Below are 25,791 nucleotides of genomic sequence, written 5' to 3' on the forward strand. Positions count from 1 at the left end.
GACGCTCGCCCCTGCCGAGTCGCCCCGGATAGCATCCGGCATACATCGACAGTGGAAGGACTCAAGCGTTGCCCCAGCTCACCGGTGGTGATTCCTCACTGCTGCGGCGGATCAACTCCGCGGTGACGCTGCGTGCTCTCCGCGACGGCGCCGTGCTGACCCTGACCCAGCTGGTCGGCGAGACCGGCCTGTCCCGGCCCACGGTCGAGGGCGTCATCGAGGGTCTGATCGAGTCGGGCCTGGTCGTCGAGGTCGACCCGGCGTCCGCCGGTCCGCCGCACAGCGAGAGCGTGCGCCAGCGGGGCCGTCCGGCCCGCCACTTCCGCTTCCGCGCCGAGGCCGGCCACCTGCTGGGCGTCGAGATCGGCACGCACGGCGCCCGCGCGATCATCTCCGACCTGCGCGGCCGCACGCTCGGCGCGTACGGGCGGCCGATCGACGAGTCCACCGAGGCGGACGAGCGCCTGGCCCTGGTCCGCGGCACGGTGGCGGAACTGCTGCGCCGCGGCGGGATCTCCCGCGACACACTGTGGGCGGTCGGCGTCGGCACCCCCGGCGTGGTCGACTCGGACGGCGTCGTGCAGCTCGGCACCGCGCTGCCCGGCTGGACCGGCCTGGACCTGGCCAACAAGCTGCGCCGTTCGTTCCGCTGCCCGGTCCTGGTCGAGAACGACGCCAACCTGGCGGCGATCGGCGAGCACTGGAAGGGCGCGGCGATCGGCAAGGGCGACGTCGTCTTCGTGCTGGCCGGGCTGAGCCCGGGGGCGGGTTCGCTGATCGGCGGTCGGCTGCACCGCGGTTTCGGCGGCGCGGCGGGCGAGATCGGCTCGCTGCACCTGCTCGGGCAGGAGTCCGAGCCCTCGCAGCTGCTGTCCTCCTCCGTCAGCAAGCTGCGGGACCCGCTGGACGAGGCGGCCGTCGCCCGGGTGCTGAGCCTGGCCCAGGAGGGCGACCACGCGGCGATGCACGTCCGCGACCGCTTCCTGGCCCGGCTGGTGCGCGACGTCGCGGCACTGGTGCTGGCGATCGATCCGCAGATCGTCGTGGTCGGCGGCTGGGCCAGCGGCCTGGACGGCGTGGTCGAACCGCTGCGCGAGCAGCTCAGCCGGCTCTGTCTGCGTCCGCCCGAGGTGCAGATCGCCGCGCTGGGCGACGCGGCGATCGCGATCGGTGCGGTGAAGCTGGCCTTCGACCACGCGGAGCAGCAGCTGTTCGCTGTTGATCAGTAGCCGTTCGATTGCGCATGATGGGCGCGTGACAGTCGAGTTGAAGACCCAGCGGCTGCTGCTGCGCGGCTGGCGGGACGAGGACCTGGACGCGCTCGCGGCGATGGACGGCGACCCCGAGGTGATGCGGTACATCGGCGACGGCTCGGTCCGCGACCGCGCCGGCAGTGCGGCGATGCTGGCGCGCACGCGTGCCTCCTGGTCCGAACGCGGCGTCGGCCTCTTCGCCGCGGAGGACCGGGAGAGCGGCACGCTCCTCGGCTGGGTCGGCTTCGCCGTCCCGACGTTCCTCCCCGAGGTGCTCCCCGCCGTCGAGATCGGCTGGCGTCTGGCCCGCGCCCACTGGGGCCACGGCTACGCGACGGAGGGCGCGCGGGCGGCGCTGCGCTTCGGCTTCGAGGAGGCCGGCCTCGACCGCGTCGTCAGCATCTGCCACCCCGACAACACGGCGTCGGAACGCGTGATGACCAAACTCGGCCTCCACCTCGACCGCGAAACCACGGTCCCCTCCCACGGCGGCCGCGTCCGCGTCCTCGCCCTCACCCGCGACGAGTACGCGGCAAAGGGCTGAGCCTGTCGGCTGCGTCCACACACGGGCGGGCTGCCGGGCAGACTCGGCTCGTCCGGCCGCCCGTCCGGGGCACGGTGGCGGCACTGCCGCGCTACGGCGCGATCTCCCGCGACACGCTGCGGGCGGCTGGCGTCGGCACTCCCGGCAGCGGCGTTGTGCAGCACTGCGCCGCCCGGCCGGACCGGCCTGGCCGGTTGGCAGAGCCGCGGCTCCGCCCACGCACGGCCGGGCCAGGGCGGCGGACTCGGCTCGTCCGGCCCGCGCGAGCGAAGGTCGCGGCGTCGTCGTCCGGTGCGCCGCAGGCGCGAACCCGGGGCCGACATGCCGGCTGGGGCCTCGCGGGGCCACATGAGAGGCCAGGCCCGCCGCAGGCGGGCGGCGGGGCTGACCCTTGGGGGGTCAGGAGGCGGCGCGGACCTCGACGCCTGATTCGCCGAAGGTGAGCTTGCAGGTGTCGGCGCGGTAGGTGGAGACCGCGACGGCCAGGGGGCCCTCTTCGCCGAGGTAGCGGGCGGTGAGGACGAGGACCGGGATGCCCGGGGGGCGCTCCAGGAGGCGGGCCTGCTCCTCCTCGGCCACGCCGAGCTCGACCGCGCGGGACTCGCCCTCGACCGGCAGCATCTGGAACTGCTTCAGGATCGCGCGGGCCCGGCTCGACTCGGCCAGGAAGCCGGGGACGTGCGGCATGACCGCGACCGGGACGAACAGCGTCTCCGTGCCCACGGCCTGACCGGCCATCATCCGCACCCTGCGGACGCTGTGGACCTCCGCGCCGGTCTCGATGCCGAGCGCGTCGGCGACCGTCGCGGAGGCGAAGGCCTGGCCGCAGTCGACGATCCGCCAGGTGTCGCGGCCGGAGGCCTCGACGACGGGGATGCCCATGCGCGGCGCGGCGATCAGCGTGCCGATGCCGCGGCGGCGGACCAGGCGGCCCTCCAGTTCGAGCTGGTCCAGGGCCTGGCGCAGGGTCGCGCGGGCGACGCCGAAGCGGGCGGCCAGGTCACGCTCGTTGGGCAGCACCTCGCCGGTGGAGAACTCCTCGTCGATCGTCCGGACCAGCACCGTGCGCAGGTGCCAGTACTTCGGCTCCGGAGCCGCCTCGGTCGCTGTGGTCCCCACCCTGGCCTCCACTGTGTGCACCCTGCCAGCTGGCGGGGCCGCGATTATGAGCCCTTATTTATTAAAGGACTTTGCAGTAAGCCCGACCATAGGGGCACCACGACCATTGGTCAAGACCAATGGCAAAGGCCCAGATAGTGGCGGAGTCCGGCGTGTCCATGCCGCATCATCCAGGCATGATTCGCCCGGAATGCCGGTCTTCCCGGCACGGCGAAAGCGCGCATCAGCGGCTTGTTGACCTCGACGTCCTCATGGAAGACGGCCACGCTCGCGCCGTCGTCCCTGCTGGTCACGGTCCAGCGGGTGAGGCCCTGGAGGTCGCCGGTGAGACGCGCCTCCAGCACGCCGGCCGCCGGGTCCTGCCGCGACTCGTGCGCGGTCACGCTCAGCTCGTACGGAAGCAGCGAGCGGAATCGCATCCGCCCGCTGGTGTCCGTCAGCTGTCGCACTTCGAGGATCTGCGGCCACCACACCGGGTAGGCGCGCGGGTCGGCCAGCACCCGGTAGACCAGGTGCGGCGGGGCAGGGAGCTCCCAGACGGAGAGGAATCGGTAGCGGTGCATCGCGGCTGCCATGCCGCAAGTGTCGGTCCGTCAGACGGGCAGGTCGAGGCGGCCTTCCTCGGTCAGCTCGAAGCCCGGGTTGTGGCAGAGCTCCCAGAGGTGGCCGTCGGGGTCGGCGAAGTAGCCGCTGTACCCGCCCCACTCCGCGACGGTCGGCGCCTTGACCAGGTCGGCGCCCACGGCGAGGGCCGCAGCCATCGCCGCGTCGACCTCGGCGCGGCTGCCGAGGTTGACCGCGAGGGTGACCCCGCGGAAGGTCGGCTCGCCGTCGTCGGGCACGCCCGCGTCCGCGGCCAGCTCGCCGGTCGGGAAGAGGCCGAGCACGGAGTCGGCCGTGCGGAACCAGACGATGGTGTCGGGCATGGAGGCCTTGGCGAGCTGCCAGCCGAGGGCCTGGTAGAACTCGGTGCTGCGCTTCAGGTCACTGACGCCGAGCGTCACGATGCTGATCCGGGCAGGAAGGCTCATACCGTCAGGCTATGCCGGGGGTCCGACAGATCGCCCGCGCGACATCAGGCAGGATCTCTTCCGGCACGACGGATCCGACCAGCTGCAAGGAGCCACCACCGATGACCGAGCCGAACGCCCAGCCCCGCACCCCGCTGATCGCCGCCGTCGCCGGCCGCACCCCGGACGTCAGCGACGAGGCCTTCGTCGCCGTCAACGCCACGGTGCTGGGCGCCGTGACTCTCGCCCCCGGTGCGAGCGTCTGGTACGGCGCGGTGCTGCGCGGCGACTGCGAGACGATCACCTTCGGCGCCGACAGCAACGTGCAGGACAACTGTTCCGCGCACGCCGACTTCGGCTTCCCCGTCACCGTCGGCGAGCGCGTCTCGGTCGGCCACAACGCGGTGCTGCACGGCTGCACGGTCGAGGACGACTGCCTGATCGGCATGGGCGCGACGGTGCTGAACGGCGCCGTGATCGGCGCCGGCTCGCTCGTCGCGGCGGGCGCGCTGGTCACCCAGGGCACCCAGGTCCCGCCGGGCTCCCTGGTCGCGGGCGTCCCGGCCAAGGTCCGCCGCCCGCTCACGGACGAGGAGCACGCGCACATCAAGCTGAACGCCGAGTGGTACGTCGCCCTGGCGGCGCAGCACCGCGAGGTCGGTCGCTAGCCCCGATCGGTCACGGACGATCGCATAGTGTCGTCCCATGACCGACGACACTCTGCGCTCCGTCCGGATCGACCGCACCGCCGCGGGCCGCTACACCGCGACGAACGTCCGCGGCGGCGAGCTCACCTTCGGCTCCACCGGCGACGCCGACTTCACTCCCGTCGAGCTGCTGCTGGCCGCGATCGGCGGCTGCACGGCGGTCGACGCCGACATCGCGACGAGCCGCCACGAGGAGCCGACCGGCTTCACCGTGACCGTGACCGGCGACAAGATCAGCGACGAGCTCGGCCAGCGGATGACCAACCTGGCGGTCACCTTCACGGTCAGCTTCCCCGAGGGCGAGGCCGGGGACCGCGCCCGCGCGATCCTGCCGCGCGCCGTGAAGACCTCGCACGACCGCCTGTGCACCGTCAGCCGCACGGTCGAGATCGGCACCCCGGTGACCTCGACGGTCGAGGACTGAGCTCCGCCCACCCCGGGTCGCTGGTCCGGGGTCCGCGGAACGTCGTCGCCCGAACGTCGGCCGCCGCGGCCCGCCGACAGCCTCCCCGGTGGGCTGCCCGCAGGCCGCGGCCGCGCCTCGCGTGATCAGCGCGGAACCAGCTTTCCCCGGACCGCCTACACTTCGCCTACATCGCGCCTACATGCACGGACGCGGTGCAAGGGGACGGGGACAGGGACGGGGGGACATGGACTTCGGGCTGCTCGGGACCGTGCGGGCCGGCGACGACGCGGGGGCGGCCTGCCCGGTTCCGCAGGGACGGCTGCGCAACCTGCTGGCGGCGCTGCTCGTCCATGCCGACACCGTGGTGTCGGTCGACGTCCTGGTCTCCAGCGTCTGGGAGGAGAAGCAGGTCCCACGCCGCCCCCGCGAGGCGCTGCAGGTCATGGTGGTGCGGCTGCGCAAGTGTCTCGGCCCCGAGGTGGGGGCGCGGCTCACCAGCATCCGGCCCGGGTACCGGCTGCAGGTACGGCCGGGCGAGCTGGACCTGCACCGCTTCGAGCAGTTGCTGCACCGCGGCTCCGCCGCCCTGGCCACGCAGGACTGGTCGACCGCCCGTGACCTGCTCGGCCGGGCGCTCGCCTGCTGGCGCGGGGATCCGCTCGCCGACGTGGGACCGGGTACCGCGCTGGACCGGACCGTGGACACGCTGGGCGGTCTCCGGCTCCGCGCCCAGCGCCAGCTGGTGGAGGCCAGGCTGCGCCTCGGCGACCACGCCGAGTTGGTGGACGAGATCGCGGCCCTCGTGAACGGGCACCCCTTCGACGAACAACTGCGCGCCCAGCTCATGCTCGCGCTGCACGGCTGCGGCCGGCGCGCCGAGGCCCTGGAGGCCTTCCAGAGCGCCCGTCGCATCTTCGCGGAGGAACTGGGGATCGAACCCGGCGCCGAACTGTGCGAACTGCACCAGGCGTTGCTCGCCGGAGGTCCGCACCTGCCCGAGCGGGGACAGCCGACCGCGTCGGCTCCGGGCCCCCGGCCGACGCAGGGCGTGGGCCCGCACGCCCGTCCCGCCCAGCTTCCCGCCGGCCTGCCCGACTTCACCGGGCGGTCCCACGCCGCCGAACAGCTGGAGGTCCAGCTGGCGAAGGTCACCGGGATCTGGGCCAGGGGGCCGCTGGTGCTCTCGGCGATCGACGGCGCCGGAGGCATCGGCAAGACCTCGCTCGCGGTCCATGTCGCGCACCGGGTGGCGGCCATGTTCCCCGACGGTCAGCTCCATGCCGACCTGCACGGGGCCGGCGGGCGGCCCGCCGAACCCGGCGAGGTGCTCGCGCGGTTCCTGCGCGGTCTGGGCGTACCGCCGGAACAGGTGCCGGGCGACCTGGAGGAACGGGGCGCGCTGTACCGGACCACGCTGGCCACCCGGCGGGTCCTGGTGCTGCTCGACAACGTCAGGGACGCCGCACAGGTGCGCCCGTTGCTGCCCGGCACCGCCACCTGCGCCGTGCTGATCACCAGCCGCAGCTCCCTGCCGGGGCTGGACGGCGCGTTCCGGCTCACTCTCGACTTCCTCGGCCCCGACGAGGCGCGGGAGCTGTTCACCCACATCGTGGGCGCGGACGTCGTGGCGGCCGAGCCCGACGCCACCCGCGAGGTGCTGCGGATCTGCTCCGGCCTCCCGCTCGCCGTCAGGATCGCCGCGGGCCGCCTCGGCACCCGACCCGGCGGGACCGTCGGCGAGCTGGCCAGGCGCCTGGCCGACGCCCGGCTGCGGCTGGACGAACTCGCCGTCGAGGACCGGGCGATCCGCGCGACCTTCGCGGTCAGCTACCACGATCTGCCGGACGACCAGGCGCGGGCCTTCCGCCTGCTGAGCGTCGACGCGGCCCCGTCCATCACCACCCCGGCAGCGGCCGCGCTGCTCGGCGTGCCGGTGGGCGAGGCGAGACGGATCCTGGACGCCCTCCTCGGCATCCACCTGCTGCAGTCCCCGGAGCGGGACCGCTACCGGTTCCACGACCTGCTGCGCCTCTTCGCGGCCGAGTGCGCGCAGGCGGACGAGACGTCGGCGGAACGGGACGCCGCGCTGCACCGACTGCTCCGCTGGTACCTGCACCGCAGCGCGGCCGCGTCCCGCAGTCTCAACCCGGTGCGCCGTCACGTGACGCTCGACGCGCCCGCGTCCGGGTGGGAGCCGCTGGACTTCGACGACTCCGAGCAGGCCCTCGGCTGGCTGGAGGCGGAGCGGCCGAACCTGGTCACCGCCGTCTCCCAGGCCACGCAGGGCGGCCTGCACGAGATCGGCTGGAAGCTGCCGATCGTCCTGTGGGACCTGTTCAGCCTGCGCAGCTGGCAGGACGACGGCGTCGAGTGCAACGAGAACGCCTTGGTCAGCGCCGAGCGACTGGGCGACCGCGAGGCCACGGCCTGGGTGCTGAACAGCCTCTCCAGCGCCTACCAGGGAGTGGGGCGGCTGACCGACGCGGTCGACTGCCTCGCCCGCGCGCTGGAGATCCGCGTCGAGAGCGGGGACCTGCGCGGGCAGGGATCCTGTCTGATCAATCTCGGCTACGTCTACACCGAGATGGGCCGCCCGGCGGAAGCCATCGCGCTGCTGGACCGGGCGCTGGTCATCTTCGAGGAGATGGGACTGACCCACGCGGTCGGCGCCGTGCTGACCAACCTCGCCTTCGCGCACCAGCGGCACGGGGACGACCGCACCGCCCTCCGGCACCACGAACGGGCCCTGGCCATCCATCAGGACACCTCCAACGACTACTCGGTCGGCAGGGAGGTCGCGAACATGGCGGGAGCCCTGTTCCGCCTCGGTCGGTTGGACGAGGCTGCCGACTACGCCGCACGCGGCGTCGAGACGAACCGGGTCACCGGCAACCAGGCCGACGAGGGGTTCGCCCTGGACGTGCTGGGCCAGGTCCACGCCGCCCGCGGGCACCACTCCCTGGCCCGCCGTCACTGGCAGGACGCCTGCGCCGTCCTCGACGCGGTCGGCCACCCGCACGCCGCAGAGATCAGAACCCGCCTGGCCACCACCCTCTGACGCGCCCCCGCCCGCGCCGCGGGCACCGGGCTGATCCTCGCCGCGGGGCCGGGTACGCGCCCGGGCCCAGTCGCTCGACATACCCGCCCCGCCCGGCCAGGGCGCGTCTTCGCGCATCACGCGGTCGGCACGACCCACCCACCGAACGCTGCCAGGGTCGCCCCACCACCGACCGGGCGGCCACCGCGCGCGCCCAAATGAAAAGCGGCAGGGGAGAAAACCCATCCCTTGCCACTTCTAAGCTATATCGCACCCCCGGGCTTGCCGCAAGGCCCCGTCCATGCCGCAAAATCGCAGCTCAGACCCGGAACTGCGGTATGGGGAGATGCATGACGCACGCGGCCACGAGCGCCTTCGAACTGCCCGACCACCTCGCCCCGAAGGCCGACCCGGCCCTCATCGCCGCGGACGAGGCGCACTTCGCAGCGATCGAGGAGAGCCTCGCGCAGGCGATCGCCGAACTGGAGGGCCGGCTCGACGCCGAGCGGCGCGCGCCAGGGGGCAAGGGCCGGGAGGCGATGGACAGGGACGTCGAGATCCACCGACTGACCGCGCGGCTGCGCGCCCTGCGGCGCTTCGGGCTCGACCTCTGCCTGGGCCACTTCGTCGGCGCCGAGGACGGCCGGCCCGTCCACATCGGGCGGCTCGGGCTGACGGACAGCGACGGACGCCGGCTGCTGCTGGACTGGCGTTCGCCCGCGGCCGAGCCGTTCTTCGCGGCGACGCACGCCAACCCCATGGGCCTGGCCAGCCGCCGCCGCTACCGGTGGACCAGGGGACGGATCAGCGACTACTGGGACGAGGTGTTCACCGCCGACGGGCTGGAGGGACGGGCCGCCCTGGACGACCAGTCCGCCTTCATCGCCAGTCTGGGCAGCACCCGTTCGGCGCGGATGCGGGACGTGCTCGCCACCATCCAGTCGGACCAGGACGCCGTGATCCGCGCCGGATCGCGCGGTGCGCTCGTGGTCGACGGCGGTCCGGGGACCGGAAAGACCGTGGTCGCGCTGCACCGGTCCGCCTACCTGCTCTACGCCGACCCGCGCCTGGGTCACCGGCGCGGCGGCGTGCTGTTCGTCGGGCCGCACCAGCCGTACCTCGCCTACGTCGCCGACGTGCTCCCCAGCCTCGGCGAGGAGGGGGTACAGACCTGCACCCTGCGGGACCTCGTCGCCGAGGGCGCCGGCGCGGGGGTGGAGCCGGACCCGGAGGTCGCCCGCCTCAAGTCGTCGGCGCGGATGGTGCAGGCGATCGAGAAGGCCGTCGGGATCTACGAGGAGCCGCCGACCGAGGGGATGACCGTCTCCACGCACTGGGCCGACCTGCGGCTGAGCGCCCAGGACTGGGCCGACGCGTTCAGTGCCCCTGACCCCGGCACCCCGCACAACGAGGCGCGCGAGCAGATCTGGGAGGAGCTGGTCACGATCCTCATGGACCGGATGGGCCTCGACGAGGACGATCCGGACGACCCGGACCGCGAGGACCGTCCCGTCTCCCCCGAGCTGTTCCGGCGTTCGCTGCGCCAGGACGAGGAGCTGACCGCGACGCTGAACCGCGCCTGGCCGCTGCTCGAAGCGGCCGACGTGGTCGGCGACCTCTGGACGGTCCCCGCCTACCTGCGCCTGTGCGCCCCCTGGCTGGACCGCGAGGAGATCCGCCGGCTCCAGCGCGCCGACGCCCAGGCCTGGACCAGCTCCGACCTGCCGCTGCTCGACGCGGCGCGGCGGCGGCTCGGCGACCCGAAGGCGGCCCTGCGCAGGCGTCGCCACGACGCGGCGGTCGCCGCCGAACGCGCGCGGATGGCCGACGTGATCGGCGACATCCTGGAGGCGGACGAGGACGGCGAGGGCGCGGTGACGATGCTGCGCGGACGCGACCTCCAGGACACCCTGGTCGACGGCTCCGCCCTGCCCGCCACCGACCCGGACCGGCTGGCCGGTCCGTTCGCGCACGTCGTGGTGGACGAGGCGCAGGAACTCACCGACGCGGAGTGGCAGATGCTGCTGCAGCGCTGCCCGTCGCGCAGTCTCACCATCGTGGGCGACCGCGCCCAGGCCAGGCACGGCTTCGCCGAGTCCTGGCAGGATCGGCTCGAACGGGTCGGTCTCGACCGGATCGAGGTGGCCTCGCTGACGGTCAACTACCGCACCCCGCAGGAGGTCATGGCCGAGGCCGAGCCGGTCGTCAGGGCCGCGCTGCCGGACGCCAACGTGCCGATCTCGATCCGCAGCAGCGGCGTTCCCGTCCACCACGGCTCGCGCGCCGAACGCGACGCGGTCCTGGACGCCTGGCTGGCCGCGAACGCCGAGGGCGTGGCCTGCGTCATCGGCGATCCGGGGTTCACGGAGCGGGACCGGGTGCGCTCACTGACCCCGGAGCTGTCGAAGGGGCTGGAGTTCGACCTGGTCGTGCTGGTCGCTCCGGAGGCCTTCGGCACCGGCGTCGCGGGGGCCGTCGACCGCTATGTCGCGATGACCCGCGCGACGCGACAGCTCGTCGTGCTCACCGGCTGACCGGCCCCTTCGGCGGACCGGCGGCGGATCAGCCGTTGAGGTAGGCGAGCACGGCGAGCACCCTGCGGTTGTCGTCGTCCGAGGGCTGCAGGTCCAGGCGGACGAAGATGGACGCGGTGTGCTTCGCCACGGCCCGCTCGGTGATCACCATCTGCTGGGCGATCGCCGCGTTGGAGCGGCCCTCGGCCATCAACGCCAGCACCTCGCGCTCCCGGGGGGTCAGCGCGGCGACCGGTCCGGCGGCGGAGTTGTGGGTGAGCAGGCGGCCGATGACCTCAGGGTCCATCGCCGTCCCGCCCGCCGCCACGCGCCGGACCGCGTCGACGAACTGGGTGCCGTCCAGGACGCGGTCCTTGAGCAGGTAGCCGATGCCACCGCTGCCGTCGGCCAGCAACTCCCTTGCGTAGAGCTGCTCCACGTACTGGGAGAGCACCAGCACCGGGAGACCTGGCAGCTCCTGACGGGCCGCCAGGGCGGCCCTGAGGCCCTCGTCGGTGAAGGTCGGCGGCAGCCGGACGTCGACGACGGCGACGTCCGGCCGGTCCTTGCGCAGCGCCTCCAGCAGTTCGTCGCCGCTCTCGACCGCCGCGGTCACCTCCATGCCGTGGGCCTCGAGCAGCCGGGTCAGGCCGTCCCTGAGGAGGAAGAGGTCTTCGGCGATGGCGACGCGCAAGGGATCTCCAGGTTCGCGATGGTGGGTCCGCCCGGCGGGCTGCTGACCGCGAGGACGCCGTCGAAGGCGGCCAGCCGCCGCTCGATGCCCGCCAGGCCGGTGCCGCCGGCGGGGTCGGCCCCGCCCCGGCCGTCGTCGGTGACGCCGATCCGCAGCATGTCGCCAGTATGGCCGATCTCGATCCACACCCGCCCCGCCTCGGCGTGCTTGACCGTGTTGGCCAGCAGTTCGCTCACCGCGAAGAAGGCCGCCGACTCCACCGCCGCGGGCGGCCGTGCGTCCAGGCCGCCGCTCACCTCGACCTGCAGCGGCAGGTCCAGGACCAGCGCCCGGACCGCGTCCGCGAGGCCGCGGTCGGCCAGCACCGGCGGATGGATGCCGCGGACCAGGTCGCGCAGCTCGCCCAGGGCCTTGGCCGAGGACTGCTTCGCCTCGACCACCAGCGCCCTGGCCGCCGCCGGATCGGCGTCGAAGAGCTGCTCGGCGGCGTTGAGCGCCATGCCGAGGGCCACCAGACGCGCCTGCGCGCCGTCGTGCAGGTCCCGTTCGATCCGGCGCAGCTCCGCGGCACCGTGGTCGATGGTGTCGGCGCGGGTCAGCGCCAGGTGCTCGACGCGGTCGGCCAGTTGCCGCTCCCTGGTCGGCCCGAGCAGGGCCCGCGCGCCGCGGGCGTGCAGGGTCAGCACCACCGGGGAACCCCAGAGCAGCAGCAGCGGGGAGAGCCAGAAGGCCAGCAGGTAGAGCGGACCTAGGTGGGAGAAGCCGTTGCCGGGCCCGAGCTGGTTCAGCAGCCAGGGCGCCGCCAGCAGCAGCGTCAGCGCCGCCGTCACCAGCACGCCGGCGAGCAGGGTCCAGGCCGTGTCCCGCCAGGTCGCCGGGTCGGTCAGCCGGGCGAGGACCGCCCGGCTCAGCCGGGCGCCCCACGGCCCTGACTCCTGGTCCGGCGCCGGACGGTAGGGCGAGCCCACCGGTGTCCCGGTCCAGCGCTCCAGCAGTCGGCGGTTCTCCGCGGCCACCCAGCGGGCGGCCAGCAGCCCGAGCGGGAACAGCAGGACGGCCGCCCAGGCCGCGCCGTGACCGCCCGGCGCCAGATCCCGGACCGACGGCGGGCGCGGGGCCAGGGGCGGCACCGCGAGCCCGCCGGTGGCGTGCCCGGTTCCCGCGCCGTTGCCGTGGCCGCCGCCCGCATACGGTCCACCGGACAGGATCAGGGCGGCGACGGTCAGCACTCCCGGCAGCAGCAGCGCGGCCCCCGCCGCGCGTCCGCCCCCGCCGGTGGCCCAGCCCGCGACCCACACGACACCGGGCACGACGGCGACGATCAGCCCCAGGTAGAGGTGGTCGTGCGCGCCCCCGCCGCCCAACGCGCCGTCCCCGGCGCCGAGCAGGGCCGCCACCACGAGCACCGGACCGGCGAGCAGCGCCGTGCCGCCGCCGATCGCCAGCGCGGCCAGGTACACCGCACGGAACGGGGCGAGCAGGGTGCGGCGCAGTCGCTCCTCGCGCGGCGGGCGCTGCGGCTGTGCGTGCAACGGCTCCGGGCCCGGCACAGAGCTCATCGGTCGGCCTCCTGGACGGTCGGTGGATCTGGATCGACGCGCCCAGTCTGCCCAGCAGGGTCCGGGCGGCGCGCTGGGCGTGGACACCCGGTCCGGGGTGTACCTGGATACACCCCGCTGAGGCCACCCAGACCCATGTCGGCGGGGGTTCCCGGCTTCGTAGCGTCGTTCCCCGTCAGCACCGCCATCGTGCCCCAACGGAGGAACCGTGACCGCGCCGATCATCCGGCTCAGCGAAGTGAGCAAGTCGTACGACCTGTCCGAAGCCGCGCGGCCGGCGCTGGCGGACCTCCCTGGAGGTCGAGGCGGGCGAGTGCCTGGCCGTGCTGGGGCGTTCCGGCAGCGGCAAGTCGACGCTGCTGAACCTGGTCGCGGGACTGGACCGGCCGTCCAGGGGCAGCGTGCAGGTGGGCGGCGTCGCCGTGCACGCGCTGAGCGAGACGGCGCTGGCCGGCTTCCGCCGGGAGCGGATCGGCATGGTCTTCCAGTTCTTCAACCTGCTGGACGACCTCAATGTGCTGGACAACGTGCTGCTGCCCGCCCAACTCGCGGGCATGGGACGGGAGAAGGCGCGGACTCAGGCCACCGGGCTGCTGGACCGACTGGGCGTCGCCCGGCACGCGCGCACCTACCCCGGCCTGCCCTCCGGCGGCGAGCGCCAACGCGTGGCCGTGGCCCGCGCACTGATGAACCGTCCGCCGCTGCTGCTGGCGGACGAGCCGACCGGCGCCCTGGACAGCACGTCCGCGGCCGACGTCCGCGCGCTGCTCACCTCGCTCAACGCCGAGGGCCAGACCGTCCTGCTGGTCACCCACGACACGGCGCTGGCCGCGGCCTGCGCGACCCGCACCATCGAACTCGTCGACGGCCGCCTGCACAGCGACGTCCGCAACGCGCCCCTGGCGGTGGCGCGATGAGCGCGCGGCCGAGGTGCGGCGCAGCCTGGGGGCCGCGCGGCGGGAGACGCGCGAAGCGGCCACCCTCCCGCGGCCCTCGACCGGGGAGACCCCGTCGGAGCGGAACCGAAGCGAAACGCGAAAGGACGAGCGATGAGTGCGCTGGGCAAGGTGGTCAGGTCGGGCGTGGGCCGCAAGCGCGTGCAGACGCTGGTGATGGTGCTGACCACGATGACGGCCGTCACGGCCTGCCTGCTGGCGGGCGGCCTGCTGGTGGCCTCGCAGGCTCCGTTCGACCGGGCCTTCGCCGCGCAGCGCGGCGCGCATCTCACGGTCGGCGTCGAGGGCGCGAAGGCCGACGCCGCGCTCGCGGCCACCGCCCACCTGCCCGGGGTCACCGCGACGGCAGGTCCCTACCCGGAGCTGACGCTCCACCCCGCCGTCGGCAAGGACGCGTTCATGCCGGTCGGCGACCAGCTGCCGCCGACCACGCTGGTGGCCAGGCCGGTCGACGGGCCGCTGGACGACCTGCGGGTCACCCTCGGTCACTGGCTCACCGGCCCCGGGCAGATCGTGCTGCCCGACGGCAACTCGCCGCTGGCGGTCGGCGACACCATGACCTTCCCGACGCTGCCCGGCCGTCCCACCCTGACCGTGGTGGGCCTCGCCGCATCGATGACCCGCAGCGCCGACGGCTGGGTCTCCTCCGAGGAGCTGCGGAAGCTGACCGCGCCGGGCGTCACGCCGGACCTGCAGCTGGACTACCGCTTCGCCGAGGCCGACACCGGTGCCGAGATCGACAGCGCGCGGGCGGCCGTCGCCGCCTCGCTGCCGGCCGGGGCACTGCTCAGCACCTCCTCCTACCTGGACGCGCGGCAGGCCGCTGACCGGACCTCGGCGACCTTCGTGCCGTTCCTGGTCGCCTTCGGCGCGCTGGGGCTCGGCATGTCGGTGCTGATCATCGGGGTGGTCGTCAGCGGCGCGGTGACCTCGGGCCGGAGGCGGATCGGGATCCTCAAATCCGTCGGCTTCTCCCCCGAACAGGTCGTCCGCGCGTATCTGGGGCAGGCGCTGATCCCCGCGTCCGTCGGCACCGCGCTCGGCCTGCTCCTCGGCAACGCGCTGGCGGTTCCGCTGCTCGGGATCACCAACCGCGCGCTGCAGAGCGTGACTTCCGGCGTCCCGCTGTGGATCGACGTCGCCGTCGCGGCCGGCACGCTCGCCGCCGTCGCCGGGGCCGCTTTCGCTCCCGCACTGCGCGCCGGCCGGCTGCGGACCGTCGAGGCGCTGACGACCGGGCACGGTACGCGCAGCAGCCAGACGGGGCGCGCGGCACAGGCCCGGCTGGCCAGGCTGCCGTTGCCGCGCGCGCTCACCCTCGGGCTGGCCGCTCCGTTCGCCCGCCCGGGGCGGTCGCTGACGACGGTGGCGGCCGTGCTGCTGGGCACCGTCGGTGTCACCTTCGGTGCGGGGCTGGCGATCTCCCTCAACAAGGTCCAGGACGGGATCAGCCGGGACAGCGCCGGAGCGGTGCTGGTCCTGCCGTTCCCGGCACCGGGCTCCGGCCACCCCCAGCTGGTCACCCCGGCGGACTTCACCGCCGCCGCCACGGTGATCGGCGCGCAGTCCGGCACCCGGGCCTGGTTCAGCGCCACGCCGACCTCGCTGATCCTGGCCGGCAGTTCCGCACGCGCCGACGTGGTGGCCTACCAGGGGGATTCGTCCTTCGCCGGCTACCAGACGGTGTCCGGCTCCTGGTTCCGCGGGGCGGGACAGGCCGTGGCGCCCAAGAGCTTCCTGAACCGGACCGGCCTCCACGTCGGCGACACGGTCACCCTCGCCCACGCCGGGCGCACGGCGAGCGTCCGCATCGTCGGCGAGATCCTCTCGCTCCACGACGCGCTGCTCACCGACCGAGCCTCGATCGCCTCGCTCGACCCCGCCTACGTCCCCGACATGACGCAGTTCGACGTCGACCTCAGGCCGGGGACCGATCAGACGGTGTACCTCGCCGCGCTCAACCGGGCGCTGGCCCCGGAGGGGATGTCGGCCGTGCCGAACGCCCCGCACGCGGGCCTGGTCGTGCTGGCGATGGACACCCTGGCCTTCCTGCTGACCCTGATGCTGGTGACCGTCGCGGGGCTCGGCGTGCTGAACACCGTGCTGCTGGACACCCGGGAACGCGTCCGCGACCTCGGCGTCATGAAGGCCCTGGGGATGGCGCCGCGGCAGACCGTGGCCATGGTGCTCACCTCGGTCGCCGCGAGCGGACTGGCCGCGGGGCTGGTCGGCGTCCCGCTGGGCGTCGCCCTGCACCATCTCGTCCTCCCGGCGATGGCCGGCGCGGCAGGCACCGACGTGCCCTCCGTCGACCTGACCGTCTTCCACCTGCCGGTGCTGCTTCCGCTCGTCGCCGGCGGCCTGCTGCTGGCCACGCTCGGCGCTCTGCCCCCGGCCGCCTGGGCCGCGCGCACCCGCACGGCCACGGCGCTGCGGACGGAGTAGCCGGTCGGTCCGGAGCCGCGTCCCTTCCTTCTCCGCCTCCCACCACCACAACCCACCACCGCGGCCCGGCGGCGCGGGACCTCCTCGGCGAGGTCCCGCGCCGCCGGGTCGCCGCATGAACGGGGCATGACGAATTTGTGGCCGGGACTCTTGCCGCCCCCGCGACCTCGCACTACGTTGCTGGCACCGCATCAGGTCATGCCGCCCCCGATCGAGGCGGCTTCCGGCCATGTCATGTTCCAGGCATCCGCACGCACCGCGCCTCCATGACGCGACCCCTCCCCGGTCCACGTCCGTGCGCCCCAGAAGGACACCTCCATGGACGAGTTCCCGCGCACCCCGCTGCCTCCCTCGGCCGCGGTGCGCCAGCCCCACCCGGGCAGACGTCAGGTCCTCCACGCCGGCGGCCTCGCCGCCGCCATCGCCGCTCTGGAACTGGTCAAGCACTCGTCGACGATCCCGACCAGAGTCCCCCTCGCCGTCACCGACGGCGCCTCCTCCTCCCTGCCGGACATCCAGTTCGACATCGGCTCCTACCTCGCGCCCGTCCAGACCATCGACGGCGTGCAGGTCCAGTTCGGCCCGGTGCACACCGTCTTCGCCACCGCCCGGCTGCTGCGCACACCCACCCGCGCCGACCAGCGGACCCTGCGTCAGGCACTGGCCGCGATCGAAACCGCCTACCCGTTCACCCCGGCCGGGCTGTTCACCTTCGTCGCCTACGGGCTGCCCTACTTCCGCCGCCTGCCCGGCGGTCTCACCGGACCGCAGGTCTTCGTCACCATGCCGCGGCTGATCAGCGACGTCCGCCGCTACGTGCTGGAGGAGGCCGTCCCCGGACCCACCGACGTCTCCCCCGCCAATCCCGGCATCACCAAGCAACGCTTCGACGTCCCGGTGGTCATCGAGGGCAACGACCTGCTCTTCACCTTCCGCAGCGACAACGCGGGCAACATCCAGGACGTGCTCGCCTGGCTGTCCGGCAGCAACTCGCTGGCCGGGACGCCGGTGCCCTCCCCGGCGCTGAGCCGGTTGCTCACCTTCACCTCGAGCCGGGCGATGTTCGCCCAGCGGGGCCTGCCGCGCAAGGTCGCCGACGACAACGGGCTCGTGTTCGCGTTCATGGTCAACCCCGACTCGCCCATGTGGATGGGCTTCGTCGACCAGCAGACCGCCGGTAGCAGCGCCGCCGCGCCGATCACCTTCCAGGGAACCGAGTTGACCACCGCCCTGCCCGGCGACTACTTCGACAACGGCTCGGTGCAGCACCTCTCCCACGTCATCATGGATCTGCAGCAGTTCTACGACGTGGACGACAACGGCGTCCCCGGCAGCGACGCGGACTACACCGAGCGCGTGCAGTACATGTTCCGCTCCACCCCGCCGCCGTCCCTCGGCTATCCGGACCAGTTCACCGACGGCGGCGGCCCCGCCTTCCTGCAGAACACCTTCCAGGGCACCTCGGACGCGCTCGCCGGCGCCCGCGGCGTGGGCACCCCGGGCGGCGAGCACCGACTGGGACACCTCTCCACCCTCCAGCGCTCCTCCCGTGACCGCAACGGCAAACCGCTGCACCTGCGCATGGACGGCCCCGGCTTCGACGCGATGGACGTCCCCGACGGCAGCAACCAGCCCAAGCTGCAGTTCACCGCCTTCGTCCCGACCGCCGACTTCTTCACCACGATGCGCCGCAACCAGGCCTCCCTCGACCTGGCCCAGGCCAACAACGTCCCCGCGAGCGACAACGGCCTGGAACGCTTCATGACGGCGACCCGCCGCCAGAACTTCCTCGTCCCGCCCCGCCGCCACCGCGCCTTCCCGCTCATCGAGCTGACCTGACCGGGCGACCCGGACCGGCTCCCCGCGGAGCCGGTCCGGCGCCGACCCGCGTCGGCCCGCGTCCGCCGCTCGATGGAAGGCCCGATGGAAGGTAGGCCGGAATGGGCGAACTGCTGAGACGAGTGAGCGACTGGATCCGGCAACCGGCCCGCCCGCCGACCTCGGCGGCGTTGCGGCTGCTGCGGGTCTCCCTCGGGATCGTCTACCTCTGGTTCGGCGCGCTCAAGTTCGTGCCCGGCCTCAGCCCGGCCGAGGCACTGGCGGTGCGCACCATGGACGTGCTCACCCGCCACCAGGTGCCGCACGACGTCTCGCTCCCCCTGCTGGGACTCATGGAGAGCCTCATCGGGGCGGGCCTGCTGACCTCCCGGTTCCTGCGGCCCGCCGTGGCGCTGATGGCGGTGCAGATGACCGGCACGTTCCTGCCCCTGGCCCTCTTCCCGCGCGAGACGTGGGAGCTCGCCCCGATCGCGCCCAGCTTCGCCGGCCAGTACATCCTCAAGAACCTGGTGCTGGCCAGCGCGGCGCTGGCGGTGGCGGCCACCCACAGTCCGACGTCCTTCGACGGACCCGACCAGGAGCCCCCGGACGGGCAGGCCGTCGCCGGGCCGGACACCGATGGGGCGCAGCTCGCCCGTCGACGCGCGCACCACGGCGCGTGCTGGGTGCTGCGCCACGGCCGACCGGGTATGTGCCGGATCGCCGGCGGTCTCCGTCCGCACGCCCGGCGCTCGCGCACCCGACGCCACGGCCGCCGCGAGGCGGCCGGGAGCAGGAGGGATCAGGAGGGCGCCGGGCAAGGAGGCCGACGGTCCGGGCGGCGTGCCCGCGGTCCGCCGCGGGCCGCCGTCCGGTCCGCAGCAGCTCCCGCCCGCCGTCCTTCCGACCGAGGAGAAAGCCGTCCGTGGAATCGCACCCGTCCTCAACTCTCCCGGAAACCGCCGTCGTTGCGGACTCCGGCTGGCACCCGCGCCACGCCCGCTGGGCCGCCGCGATCTGCCTCACGGCGGCCGCAGTGATCATCACGTACTGGGCGGTGTGGTTCACCTGGCGCGGGGCCCTGGCCAGCAGCGGCGACCGCGGCTACCTGGACTTCGAGAACGCCTTCCCCGCGGCGGACGGCTGGCTGACGCTGTGCCTGCTCCTGGCCGCCCGGGCCTGCCTGACGCGGCGTGAGGCCGCCGCGGCGCCCTGGCTGACCGCCGCGGCCGCCGCCGGCCTTTACCTGTTCGCCATGGACGTCCTGTATGACATCGAGCACCGCGTCTGGTTCACCGGCGGCGGCGCCGGCGTGACGGAGGCGGTCGTCAACGTCCTCACGCTGGGCATGTGCGTGATGTTGTGGCTGCTTTCACCACGACGGACCTCGCGCCCGGCCCGGAGATGAGGGCGACAGCACGTGAAGATTCCGTATTTGTCGTGCACATGTCGTATGATCGAACGCGTCCCGGCGCCGAACGGCGGGTGGGCCCTTCGGCGCCGGGCTCACAGGCACCCTTCAGCGTGCGGACTGCGGCCTGGCCCACAGGCTGAGGTCGCTGCTGGTCGCGACGGCGAGCGTGCGGCCGGAGGGCGAGAATCCGGCCGCCCGCAGGGTGGAGCGGGCGGAGTGGAAGACGTGCCACCAGGCGGTACCGGGCTCGCCCCGGTGGAAGCCGCCGTCGGTCGAGAGCAGGACGCGCTCGTGCGGCCACTCCGGAGCCACCACGTCGAGCGACCATCCGTCGCCCGAGGTGCTGTGGAGCCCTCCGCCGAAGAGGCCCGCGATCCGGACCCGGGTACCGGAGAGCGGCCCGAGACCGGGGCAGCTGAGGTCGCGGGTGTCGTCCAGGGTGCTGGAATCGGGGTCGGGATCGCGGTCGCGGGCGATCTTCGCCCCGGTCGCGGCGTCGAAGAGACCGTGCCCGTCGGACGACACCACCATGACCAGGTCGTGGCCGTTGTCCGGGTGGACGCCGAAGCCGATGCCGAGCAGGCCGCCGATGGGGGTCCTGGCGTCCAGCACCGGTGTCCAGGGCGCGGGCGGTGCCGTGACGGGCGCGGCGAGGAGCCGGTCGCGGAGGTCGCGCTGGTAGTCGGTGAGCACACAGCCGACCGTACTCCGCGGGCCACCGCGTGCCGCGGGCGGCGCGGCGCCCTCTAGAATCGTTGCACTATGAACCAGACTCCCCGCTTCCGCAGCATGGTCGCGCTCGGCGACTCCTTCACCGAAGGCATGTGCGACGACACGGCGCCGGACGGCCACTACGTCGGCTGGGCCGACCGCGTCGCCGCACGGCTGGCCGAGGAGGCCGACGGGGAGTTCCGCTACGCCAACCTGGCGGTGCGCGGCAAGCTGATCGGCCAGATCGCGGAGGAGCAGGGCGACGCGGCCCTCGCCCTGGACGGCGAGCTGGTCACCCTGGCCGGCGGGCTCAACGACGTCATGCGCCCCGGCTGCGACGTCGACCACGTCGAGCGCACCCTGGGCGCGCTCGCCGGGCGGATCGCCGGACAGGCCCGTCAGGTCGTGATGTTCTACAGCGTCGACCCGAGCCGGCGGATGCGCAGCAGCGGCCGGATCATGCCGCAGATCCTGCGCCTGCAGGGCTTCGTCCGCGACTTCGCCGCCCGCCACGACAACATCGCGGTCGTGGACCTCTTCCACGTCCCGGCCTTCGACGACCCGCGGATGTGGGCGGAGGACCGGCTCCACTTCTCCGCCGAGGGCCACCGCCGGGTCGCCGAGGCGGTGCTCCAGGCACTGGGGTTCGCCCCCTCGTTCGACTGGCGCGAACCCCTCCCTACGGCGGCTCCGATCCCCCGGCTCACCAGGCTCCGCGCCGACCTGCGCTGGATCCGCCTCCACGTCCTCCCCTGGATCGGCCGCCGCCTCACCGGCCGCTCCAGCGGCGACGGCCGCCCCGCCAAGCGCCCCGCCCTGGAGCCCTACCCGGGCTGAGCAGCAGCCCGCGCTAGGATCCCCGTCGTGATCACCGTCGACGACCTGCTCCGCCTGGCACCGCCCCCCTCCGCACCGGTGTGGGCGACCGGGGACTGGGAGGCCGTCGAGGCCGCGCTGGGGCTGGGCATCCCGGCGGACTTCAAGGCGCTGATCTCGCACTACGGCTACGGCCTGTTCGTCGACTTCATCGCGCCGCTGACCCCGTTCGGCGAGCGGGACCTGCTGCGCGCGGAGGCGGAGCGCCTGCTCGGCCGGGAGGCCTCCTTCCGCCGGGAGCATCCCGAGAAGTGCCCCTACCCGTTCCATCCGGAGCCCGGCGGACTGCTGCCCTGGGCCGGTCTCGACAACGGCGCCCGGTTCTGCTGGCTCACCGTGGGAGAGCCCGACGACTGGACCGTCGTCGCCTGGAATCCGCGCAGTTGGTTCTATGAGCACCACGCCATGGGCGCAGTCGAGTTCCTGCACGGGCTGCTGAGCCGTCAGGTCGTGACGGAGACGTGCGGTCTCTTCGACGACGAGGACGACGACGACCCTGACGAGGCCGGCACACCGGTGTTCGCGCCCGCCTGGGTTCCGTAGCCTCGACGGGCCGGACCGGGCCGAGTTGACGCAGCGTCACGCACGTCACCGGCCGACGGGCGTGGCGAAGGCGTTCACGATCGCCGCCAGTGCCAGGAGCACCGGCAGCGCGCCGAGCAGGATCCGCATCGGCCTGCCGACCCAGTAGGCGGGCAGCCACTGGAAGCCGCAGCTCAGCGCGGCCGCACAGAGAAGCAGCCAACTGCGGCCGACGGCCGCGAAGGTGTGCGGGCAGTCGGCCGCCGCGTTGCAGGGATCCGCCGCCATCGCCGAGAGCCCGGCCGCGCCGACGGCGAGCGCGATCAGCGGCAGGGCCGCGAGCGTGGCCAGCAGCGGAAGGCCCCACCAGCGGTCCAGCAGCCGGGGACGGGAGACCGGCGGTGGGCCGGGCGGGAACGGAACGGGCCACTGCGGCGTCATACCTCATGGTGGCCGCGCCCACGACGGTCGCGCCATCCGTGGGATCACTCAGATTCTCCGACGATTCGGGCACGTTCCCGCTTCAGGCACGGCGCCAAATCAGACGAACGGTACATTCCGTTTCAAATCAAGACTTTACTTCGTAGTCATGATCGGTTCGTGGTCCAGAAACACTGCTTCGGCACCATGAGGACATGAAGAGCTCTCACACCCCGCAGTCCGCAACCACCCACTCCCGCAAGCACCGTTGGCGCAGGGACACGGTCGAACTCTCCGCCGTGTTCGTGGCCGTCGCGGTCGCGGACCTCGTCGCGAACATCGTGGTGCACGGTCATGACGGACCGGTGCTGCTGATCGTCTCCGCACTCGCGCTCGGCGCCACGGCCCTGTGGCACAGCTGGTGGACGCATCGTCATACCCACGCCCCACCGGGGGCCATCACCTCCGCGTCCGGCGACGACGGCGGCGAGCTCACCGCTCCGGCCTCGTCCGCGCCGCCGGAGCAGGTGGCGCTGTGGCGGATCAGGGCGACGGTCGCCGACGCGCCCGGCAGCCTGGCGGCCCTCTGCCGGGCAATGGCGGACATCCCCGTCAACATCGTGTCCATGCAGGCGCACCCGCTCGCCGAGGAGACGGTCGACGAGTTCGTCGTCCGCGCCGCGCCGGGCCTCGCCCCGCAGGAGCTGAGCCGGGCCGTCGTCGCCGCCGGCGGCACCGAGGTGTGGCTGGAGCGCGCCGACACCCACGACCTGGTCGACGTCCCGACCCGGGTGCTCACCATGGCCACCCGCACCGCCCAGGACGCCGCCGAGCTGCCGCTCGCCCTGCGTCAGCTCTTCGGACGCTGCCGGATCCGCTCCCTGCCCGGCGAGCGGATCGAGGAGGACGTGCTCGACGGAGCCGTCATGCGGCTGCGCGACCCGGTCGGCGGAGTGCTGGAACTGACGCGTGAGCAGCCGCCGTTCACCCCCACCGAGTTCGCCCGCGCCCGCGCCCTGGTCGAGCTGGACGCCCAGCTGGGTCCGCGTGTGCCGGACACGAGGGACACCCTGCGGCTGGCCGGTGACCGGCCGCAGGAGATCGCCGTCCGCCGCGCCGAGCCCGGCGACCGCGCCGCCGCGATGGCCATGCACGAGCGCTGCGGCCCGCAGACCCTGCGGCAGCGCTACCACGGCCCGGTCGGGGACGCCGACCGCTACCTCGGCCATCTGCTCGACCCCCGGCACGGGCAGACCCTCGCCGTCGAGACCGAGGACGGCCGGATCGCCGCCCTCGCCCACCTGCTCTGGGACGACGACACCGCCGAGATCGCGGTGCTGGTCGAGGACGCCTGGCAGCGGCGCGGGATCGGCGGCGCCCTGGTCCGTCGGCTCACCGAGCTGGCCCGGCAGGCCGGCGTCGACTCCGTCTACGCGGTGACGACCGCGGCCAACACCGGCATGATCGCGACCCTGCGCACGCTCGGCGTGCCGCTGGACTACCAGGTGGAGGAGGGCACGCTGGTGATCACCGCGCACCTCTCCCCCACCCCGGCCGTCGACGGCAGCGCCTGGCAGAGCGCTACTCGACGGTGACGGACTTCGCCAGGTTGCGCGGCTTGTCCACGTCCCGCTCCAGTGCCACCGCCGCGTAGTAGGCGAGCAGCTGGAGCGGGATGCCGAGCAGGATCGGGTCGAGCTCGGGCTCGTTCCGCGGGATCAGGATGGTGTCCTCGGCGAACTTCGGGTCCGGCGCGGTGTGGCCGACCATCAGCACCCGGCCGTGACGGGCCCGGATCTCGCCCATGGTGGTGAGGTTCTTCTCCACCAGCTCGTCGTCCGGCACCAGCGCGACCGTGGGCAGCTCGGGACCGATCAGGGCCAGCGGGCCGTGCTTGAGCTCACTGGCCGGGTAGGCCTCGGCGTGGACGTAGGAGACCTCCTTGAGCTTCTGCGCCCCCTCGCGGGCCACCGGCCAGCCGCGCACCCGGCCGACGAACATCATCCCGGCGTTGTGCGCGTACTCGGCGGCCAGCTTCGCGATCTGCTCCTCCTGGCCCAGGATCTCCCTGATCTGGTCGGGCAGCGCCTTCAGGCCCGCGCAGATGCGGCGACCGTCGGCGGGCGAGAGGTCGTGGACCCGGCCGAAGTGCAGCGCGATCAGCGCGAACGCCACGGCCGTCGAGGTGAACGCCTTGGTCGAGGCGACCGAGATCTCCGGGCCCGCGTGCAGGTAGACGCCGCCGTCGCACTCGCGGGCGATGGCGCTGCCGACGGTGTTCACGACGCCGAGGACCCGGCCGCCCTTGCGCTTGATCTCCTGGACGGCGGCCAGCGTGTCGTAGGTCTCGCCGGACTGGCTGACCGCGATGTAGAGGGTGTCCGCCTCGATCACCGGGTTGCGGTAGCGGAACTCCGAGGCGGGCTCGGCGTGTGCGGGGATCCGGGCCAGCTCCTCGATCAGCTGGGCGCCCAGCTCGCCGGAGTAGTAGGCGGAGCCGCAGCCGAGGATCTTGACCCGGCGGAAGGCACGCGCCTCGCGGGCGTCCAGGTTGAGGCCGCCCAGGTGGGCGGTGGCGAAGCGCTCGTCGACGCGGCCGGAGAGGGTCCGCTCGACGGCGGCCGGCTGCTCGTGGATCTCCTTGATCAGGAAGTGGGCGTGCCCGGCGGTGTCGTAGGAGGCCTCCTCCCAGTCCACGGTCGAGGGCTTCTTGGCGGTGATGTGGGCGTCCTGGGTGAAGGTCTGGAAGCCGTCGGCGCGCACCGTGGCCAGCTCGCCGTCGTCCAGGTGGACGACCTGGCGGGTGTAGCGGACCAGCGCGGCGACGTCGGAGGCGGCGAACATCTCCTTCTCGCCGATGCCGAGCACGATCGGGCTGCCGTTGCGGGCGACGACGATCCGGTCCGGCTGCTCGGCGTCGAGCACCGCGATGCCGTAGGTGCCCACGATGCGGCTGAGCGCGGCGCGGACGGCGTCCTCGAGCTGCTTCTCGTGCTGCGCCTCGGCGGCGATGAGGTGGACGAGCACCTCGGTGTCGGTCTCGGACGCGAAGACGACGCCGTCGGCCTGCAGCTTGGCGCGCAGCTGGTCGGCGTTCTCGATGATGCCGTTGTGCACGACGGCGAAGCGCTGCGCGCCGTCCAGGTGCGGGTGCGAGTTCACGTCGCTGGGCTCGCCGTGGGTGGCCCAGCGGGTGTGGCCGATGCCCGCGCCGCCCTTGAAGCGCGCCGGCACGACGGCCGCCAGGTCGGCGACCCGGCCCTTCTTCTTCACCATCTTGAGCGCGCCCTTGGCGGCGACGGCGACACCGGCCGAGTCGTAGCCCCGGTACTCCAGCCGGGCCAGCCCCTCCAGCAGGATGGGGGCCGCGTCCTTGCTGCCGATGTAGGCGACGATTCCGCACATATGCTCTCTCTCCTCTGGTTCGTTGCCTCAGCCGTAGACGAGGCGGCGCAGCTGCCGGGCGGACAGCTCGGGCGCCGACACGCGGCGCTGCGCCAGCTCCTGGCCGACGCGGGCGAAGATCTGGTCGTTGGTCAGCCCGCGGGCCTGCAGCTCGCCGTGGCGGCGGCGCACGTACTCCTCGGCGCTCTCGCCGAAGTAGGCGAGCACGTCCGCGATGACGCGGGCGGCCTCGCCGGGGCCGAGCGCCGTGGTGCGGAGCAGGTGCTGCAGCAGGTCGTCGTGAGGGTGGCTGGCCTGGGACACGAGGCACGACCCTACGCACTCGGAGGCGGTTCACCAAGAATCCTGCCCGAAATCGGGCAGGACTGCGCCCGAACGGCCG

Annotated in this window: 23 protein-coding genes; 14 read left to right on the forward strand and 9 right to left on the reverse strand. The window is 73.4% G+C overall.

The window, feature by feature from the left end:
* The first annotated feature begins 68 nt into the window (after positions 1-68).
* A complete protein-coding gene (locus BS83_RS16405) occupies positions 69-1,229 on the forward strand; it encodes an ROK family protein (protein ID WP_037604540.1) in 1,161 nt (386 codons plus the stop codon).
* Between the two features lie 25 nt (positions 1,230-1,254).
* The gene (locus BS83_RS16410) at positions 1,255-1,797 is read left to right on the forward strand and encodes a GNAT family N-acetyltransferase (RefSeq protein ID WP_037604541.1); all 543 of its coding nucleotides are present in this window, start codon (positions 1,255-1,257) and stop codon (positions 1,795-1,797) included.
* Positions 1,798-2,196: 399 nt separating this feature from the next.
* Here BS83_RS16410 and BS83_RS16415 read toward each other — a convergent pair whose 3' ends face one another.
* From BS83_RS16415 to BS83_RS16425, 3 genes are all read right to left on the reverse strand, one after another.
* A complete protein-coding gene (locus BS83_RS16415) occupies positions 2,197-2,916 on the reverse strand; it encodes a GntR family transcriptional regulator (RefSeq protein WP_037604542.1) in 720 nt (239 codons plus the stop codon).
* Between the two features lie 110 nt (positions 2,917-3,026).
* A complete protein-coding gene (locus BS83_RS16420) occupies positions 3,027-3,491 on the reverse strand; it encodes an SRPBCC family protein (protein WP_084713573.1) in 465 nt (154 codons plus the stop codon).
* 18 nt (positions 3,492-3,509) lie between these two features.
* A complete protein-coding gene (locus BS83_RS16425; RefSeq protein WP_037604543.1) occupies positions 3,510-3,947 on the reverse strand; it encodes a VOC family protein in 438 nt (145 codons plus the stop codon).
* A 101-nt stretch (positions 3,948-4,048) separates the two neighbouring features.
* Here BS83_RS16425 and BS83_RS16430 point away from each other — a divergent pair, with 101 nt between their 5' ends.
* The 4 genes from BS83_RS16430 to helR all read left to right on the forward strand — a co-directional run bounded on the left by BS83_RS16430 (position 4,049) and on the right by helR (position 10,610).
* Entirely contained in the window at positions 4,049-4,594 is a 546-nt protein-coding gene (locus tag BS83_RS16430) for a gamma carbonic anhydrase family protein (RefSeq protein WP_037604544.1), read from the forward strand.
* A 37-nt stretch (positions 4,595-4,631) separates the two neighbouring features.
* Positions 4,632-5,057 carry an OsmC family protein gene (locus BS83_RS16435; protein ID WP_037604545.1) on the forward strand — a complete coding sequence of 142 codons (426 nt, stop codon included), beginning with the start codon at positions 4,632-4,634 and terminating at the stop codon, positions 5,055-5,057.
* Between the two features lie 226 nt (positions 5,058-5,283).
* Positions 5,284-8,097 (forward strand): AfsR/SARP family transcriptional regulator, encoded by a 2,814-nt coding sequence (locus BS83_RS16440; protein WP_037604546.1) that lies wholly within the window; start codon positions 5,284-5,286, stop codon positions 8,095-8,097.
* A 329-nt stretch (positions 8,098-8,426) separates the two neighbouring features.
* The gene (gene helR, locus BS83_RS16445) at positions 8,427-10,610 is read left to right on the forward strand and encodes an RNA polymerase recycling motor ATPase HelR (protein WP_037604547.1); all 2,184 of its coding nucleotides are present in this window, start codon (positions 8,427-8,429) and stop codon (positions 10,608-10,610) included.
* 28 nt (positions 10,611-10,638) lie between these two features.
* On the opposite strand, the gene BS83_RS16450 is transcribed toward helR, so the two are convergent.
* Entirely contained in the window at positions 10,639-11,283 is a 645-nt protein-coding gene (locus BS83_RS16450; RefSeq protein WP_037604548.1) for a response regulator transcription factor, read from the reverse strand.
* The gene (locus BS83_RS16455; RefSeq protein WP_084713575.1) at positions 11,235-12,842 is read right to left on the reverse strand and encodes a sensor histidine kinase; all 1,608 of its coding nucleotides are present in this window, start codon (positions 12,840-12,842) and stop codon (positions 11,235-11,237) included. Before BS83_RS16455 ends, BS83_RS16450 begins: the two co-directional genes overlap by 49 nt.
* A 323-nt stretch (positions 12,843-13,165) precedes the next feature.
* Here BS83_RS16455 and BS83_RS16460 point away from each other — a divergent pair, with 323 nt between their 5' ends.
* From BS83_RS16460 to BS83_RS16480, 5 genes are all read left to right on the forward strand, one after another.
* Positions 13,166-13,759 carry an ABC transporter ATP-binding protein gene (locus BS83_RS16460; protein ID WP_408641010.1) on the forward strand — a complete coding sequence of 198 codons (594 nt, stop codon included), beginning with the start codon at positions 13,166-13,168 and terminating at the stop codon, positions 13,757-13,759.
* 132 nt (positions 13,760-13,891) lie between these two features.
* A complete protein-coding gene (locus tag BS83_RS16465; RefSeq protein ID WP_051943141.1) occupies positions 13,892-16,243 on the forward strand; it encodes an ABC transporter permease in 2,352 nt (783 codons plus the stop codon).
* A 318-nt stretch (positions 16,244-16,561) separates the two neighbouring features.
* Positions 16,562-18,082 (forward strand): DUF7405 family protein, encoded by a 1,521-nt coding sequence (locus BS83_RS16470; protein ID WP_198035248.1) that lies wholly within the window; start codon positions 16,562-16,564, stop codon positions 18,080-18,082.
* A 101-nt stretch (positions 18,083-18,183) separates the two neighbouring features.
* On the forward strand, positions 18,184-19,101 hold the full coding sequence (locus tag BS83_RS41860) for a DoxX family protein (protein ID WP_051943142.1): 918 nt from the start codon (positions 18,184-18,186) through the stop codon (positions 19,099-19,101).
* Entirely contained in the window at positions 19,098-19,469 is a 372-nt protein-coding gene (locus tag BS83_RS16480) for a hypothetical protein (RefSeq protein WP_051943143.1), read from the forward strand. Before BS83_RS41860 ends, BS83_RS16480 begins: the two co-directional genes overlap by 4 nt.
* Positions 19,470-19,580: 111 nt before the next feature.
* Here BS83_RS16480 and BS83_RS16485 read toward each other — a convergent pair whose 3' ends face one another.
* Positions 19,581-20,168, reverse strand: a complete 588-nt coding sequence (locus tag BS83_RS16485) for a hypothetical protein (protein ID WP_037604549.1) — start codon at positions 20,166-20,168, stop codon at positions 19,581-19,583.
* Positions 20,169-20,237: 69 nt separating this feature from the next.
* On the opposite strand from BS83_RS16485, the gene BS83_RS16490 reads away from it, so the two are divergent.
* Both BS83_RS16490 and BS83_RS16495 read left to right on the forward strand, forming a co-directional pair.
* Positions 20,238-21,023, forward strand: coding sequence for an SGNH/GDSL hydrolase family protein (locus BS83_RS16490; protein ID WP_037604550.1), 786 nt, complete (start codon positions 20,238-20,240; stop codon positions 21,021-21,023).
* 27 nt (positions 21,024-21,050) lie between these two features.
* The gene (locus BS83_RS16495) at positions 21,051-21,605 is read left to right on the forward strand and encodes an SMI1/KNR4 family protein (RefSeq protein WP_051943144.1); all 555 of its coding nucleotides are present in this window, start codon (positions 21,051-21,053) and stop codon (positions 21,603-21,605) included.
* A 45-nt stretch (positions 21,606-21,650) separates the two neighbouring features.
* Here the strand turns inward: BS83_RS16495 and BS83_RS16500 are convergent, their stop codons facing one another.
* A complete protein-coding gene (locus tag BS83_RS16500; RefSeq protein WP_037604551.1) occupies positions 21,651-22,025 on the reverse strand; it encodes a hypothetical protein in 375 nt (124 codons plus the stop codon).
* Positions 22,026-22,219: 194 nt separating this feature from the next.
* Here BS83_RS16500 and BS83_RS16505 point away from each other — a divergent pair, with 194 nt between their 5' ends.
* Complete coding sequence (locus BS83_RS16505) at positions 22,220-23,599, forward strand: GNAT family N-acetyltransferase (RefSeq protein ID WP_051943148.1); 1,380 nt, start codon at positions 22,220-22,222, stop codon at positions 23,597-23,599.
* Here the strand turns inward: BS83_RS16505 and glmS are convergent.
* Together glmS and BS83_RS16515 are read right to left on the reverse strand one after the other, a co-directional pair.
* A complete protein-coding gene (glmS, locus tag BS83_RS16510; protein WP_037604552.1) occupies positions 23,586-25,409 on the reverse strand; it encodes a glutamine--fructose-6-phosphate transaminase (isomerizing) in 1,824 nt (607 codons plus the stop codon). The two genes, BS83_RS16505 and glmS, sit on opposite strands and share 14 nt — an antisense overlap.
* 27 nt (positions 25,410-25,436) lie before the next feature.
* The gene (locus BS83_RS16515; RefSeq protein ID WP_037604553.1) at positions 25,437-25,712 is read right to left on the reverse strand and encodes a hypothetical protein; all 276 of its coding nucleotides are present in this window, start codon (positions 25,710-25,712) and stop codon (positions 25,437-25,439) included.
* Between the last annotated feature and the right edge of the window lie 79 nt (positions 25,713-25,791).

The sequence above is a fragment of the Streptacidiphilus rugosus AM-16 genome (assembly GCF_000744655.1).
In the GTDB taxonomy this organism is placed as follows: Bacteria; Actinomycetota; Actinomycetes; order Streptomycetales; family Streptomycetaceae; genus Streptacidiphilus; species Streptacidiphilus rugosus.

Coding starts and splice junctions, on each gene's coding strand:
- BS83_RS16455 (WP_084713575.1), bottom strand. CDS start 12,842: ATGAGCTCTGTGCCGGGCCCGGAGCCGTTGCACGCACAGCCGCAGCGC.
- helR (WP_037604547.1), top strand. CDS start 8,427: ATGACGCACGCGGCCACGAGCGCCTTCGAACTGCCCGACCACCTCGCC.
- BS83_RS16440 (WP_037604546.1), top strand. CDS start 5,284: ATGGACTTCGGGCTGCTCGGGACCGTGCGGGCCGGCGACGACGCGGGG.
- BS83_RS16500 (WP_037604551.1), bottom strand. CDS start 22,025: ATGACGCCGCAGTGGCCCGTTCCGTTCCCGCCCGGCCCACCGCCGGTC.
- BS83_RS16425 (WP_037604543.1), bottom strand. CDS start 3,947: ATGAGCCTTCCTGCCCGGATCAGCATCGTGACGCTCGGCGTCAGTGAC.
- BS83_RS41860 (WP_051943142.1), top strand. CDS start 18,184: ATGGGCGAACTGCTGAGACGAGTGAGCGACTGGATCCGGCAACCGGCC.
- BS83_RS16435 (WP_037604545.1), top strand. CDS start 4,632: ATGACCGACGACACTCTGCGCTCCGTCCGGATCGACCGCACCGCCGCG.
- BS83_RS16505 (WP_051943148.1), top strand. CDS start 22,220: ATGAAGAGCTCTCACACCCCGCAGTCCGCAACCACCCACTCCCGCAAG.
- glmS (WP_037604552.1), bottom strand. CDS start 25,409: ATGTGCGGAATCGTCGCCTACATCGGCAGCAAGGACGCGGCCCCCATC.
- BS83_RS16490 (WP_037604550.1), top strand. CDS start 20,238: ATGAACCAGACTCCCCGCTTCCGCAGCATGGTCGCGCTCGGCGACTCC.
- BS83_RS16420 (WP_084713573.1), bottom strand. CDS start 3,491: ATGGCAGCCGCGATGCACCGCTACCGATTCCTCTCCGTCTGGGAGCTC.
- BS83_RS16430 (WP_037604544.1), top strand. CDS start 4,049: ATGACCGAGCCGAACGCCCAGCCCCGCACCCCGCTGATCGCCGCCGTC.
- BS83_RS16465 (WP_051943141.1), top strand. CDS start 13,892: ATGAGTGCGCTGGGCAAGGTGGTCAGGTCGGGCGTGGGCCGCAAGCGC.
- BS83_RS16470 (WP_198035248.1), top strand. CDS start 16,562: ATGGACGAGTTCCCGCGCACCCCGCTGCCTCCCTCGGCCGCGGTGCGC.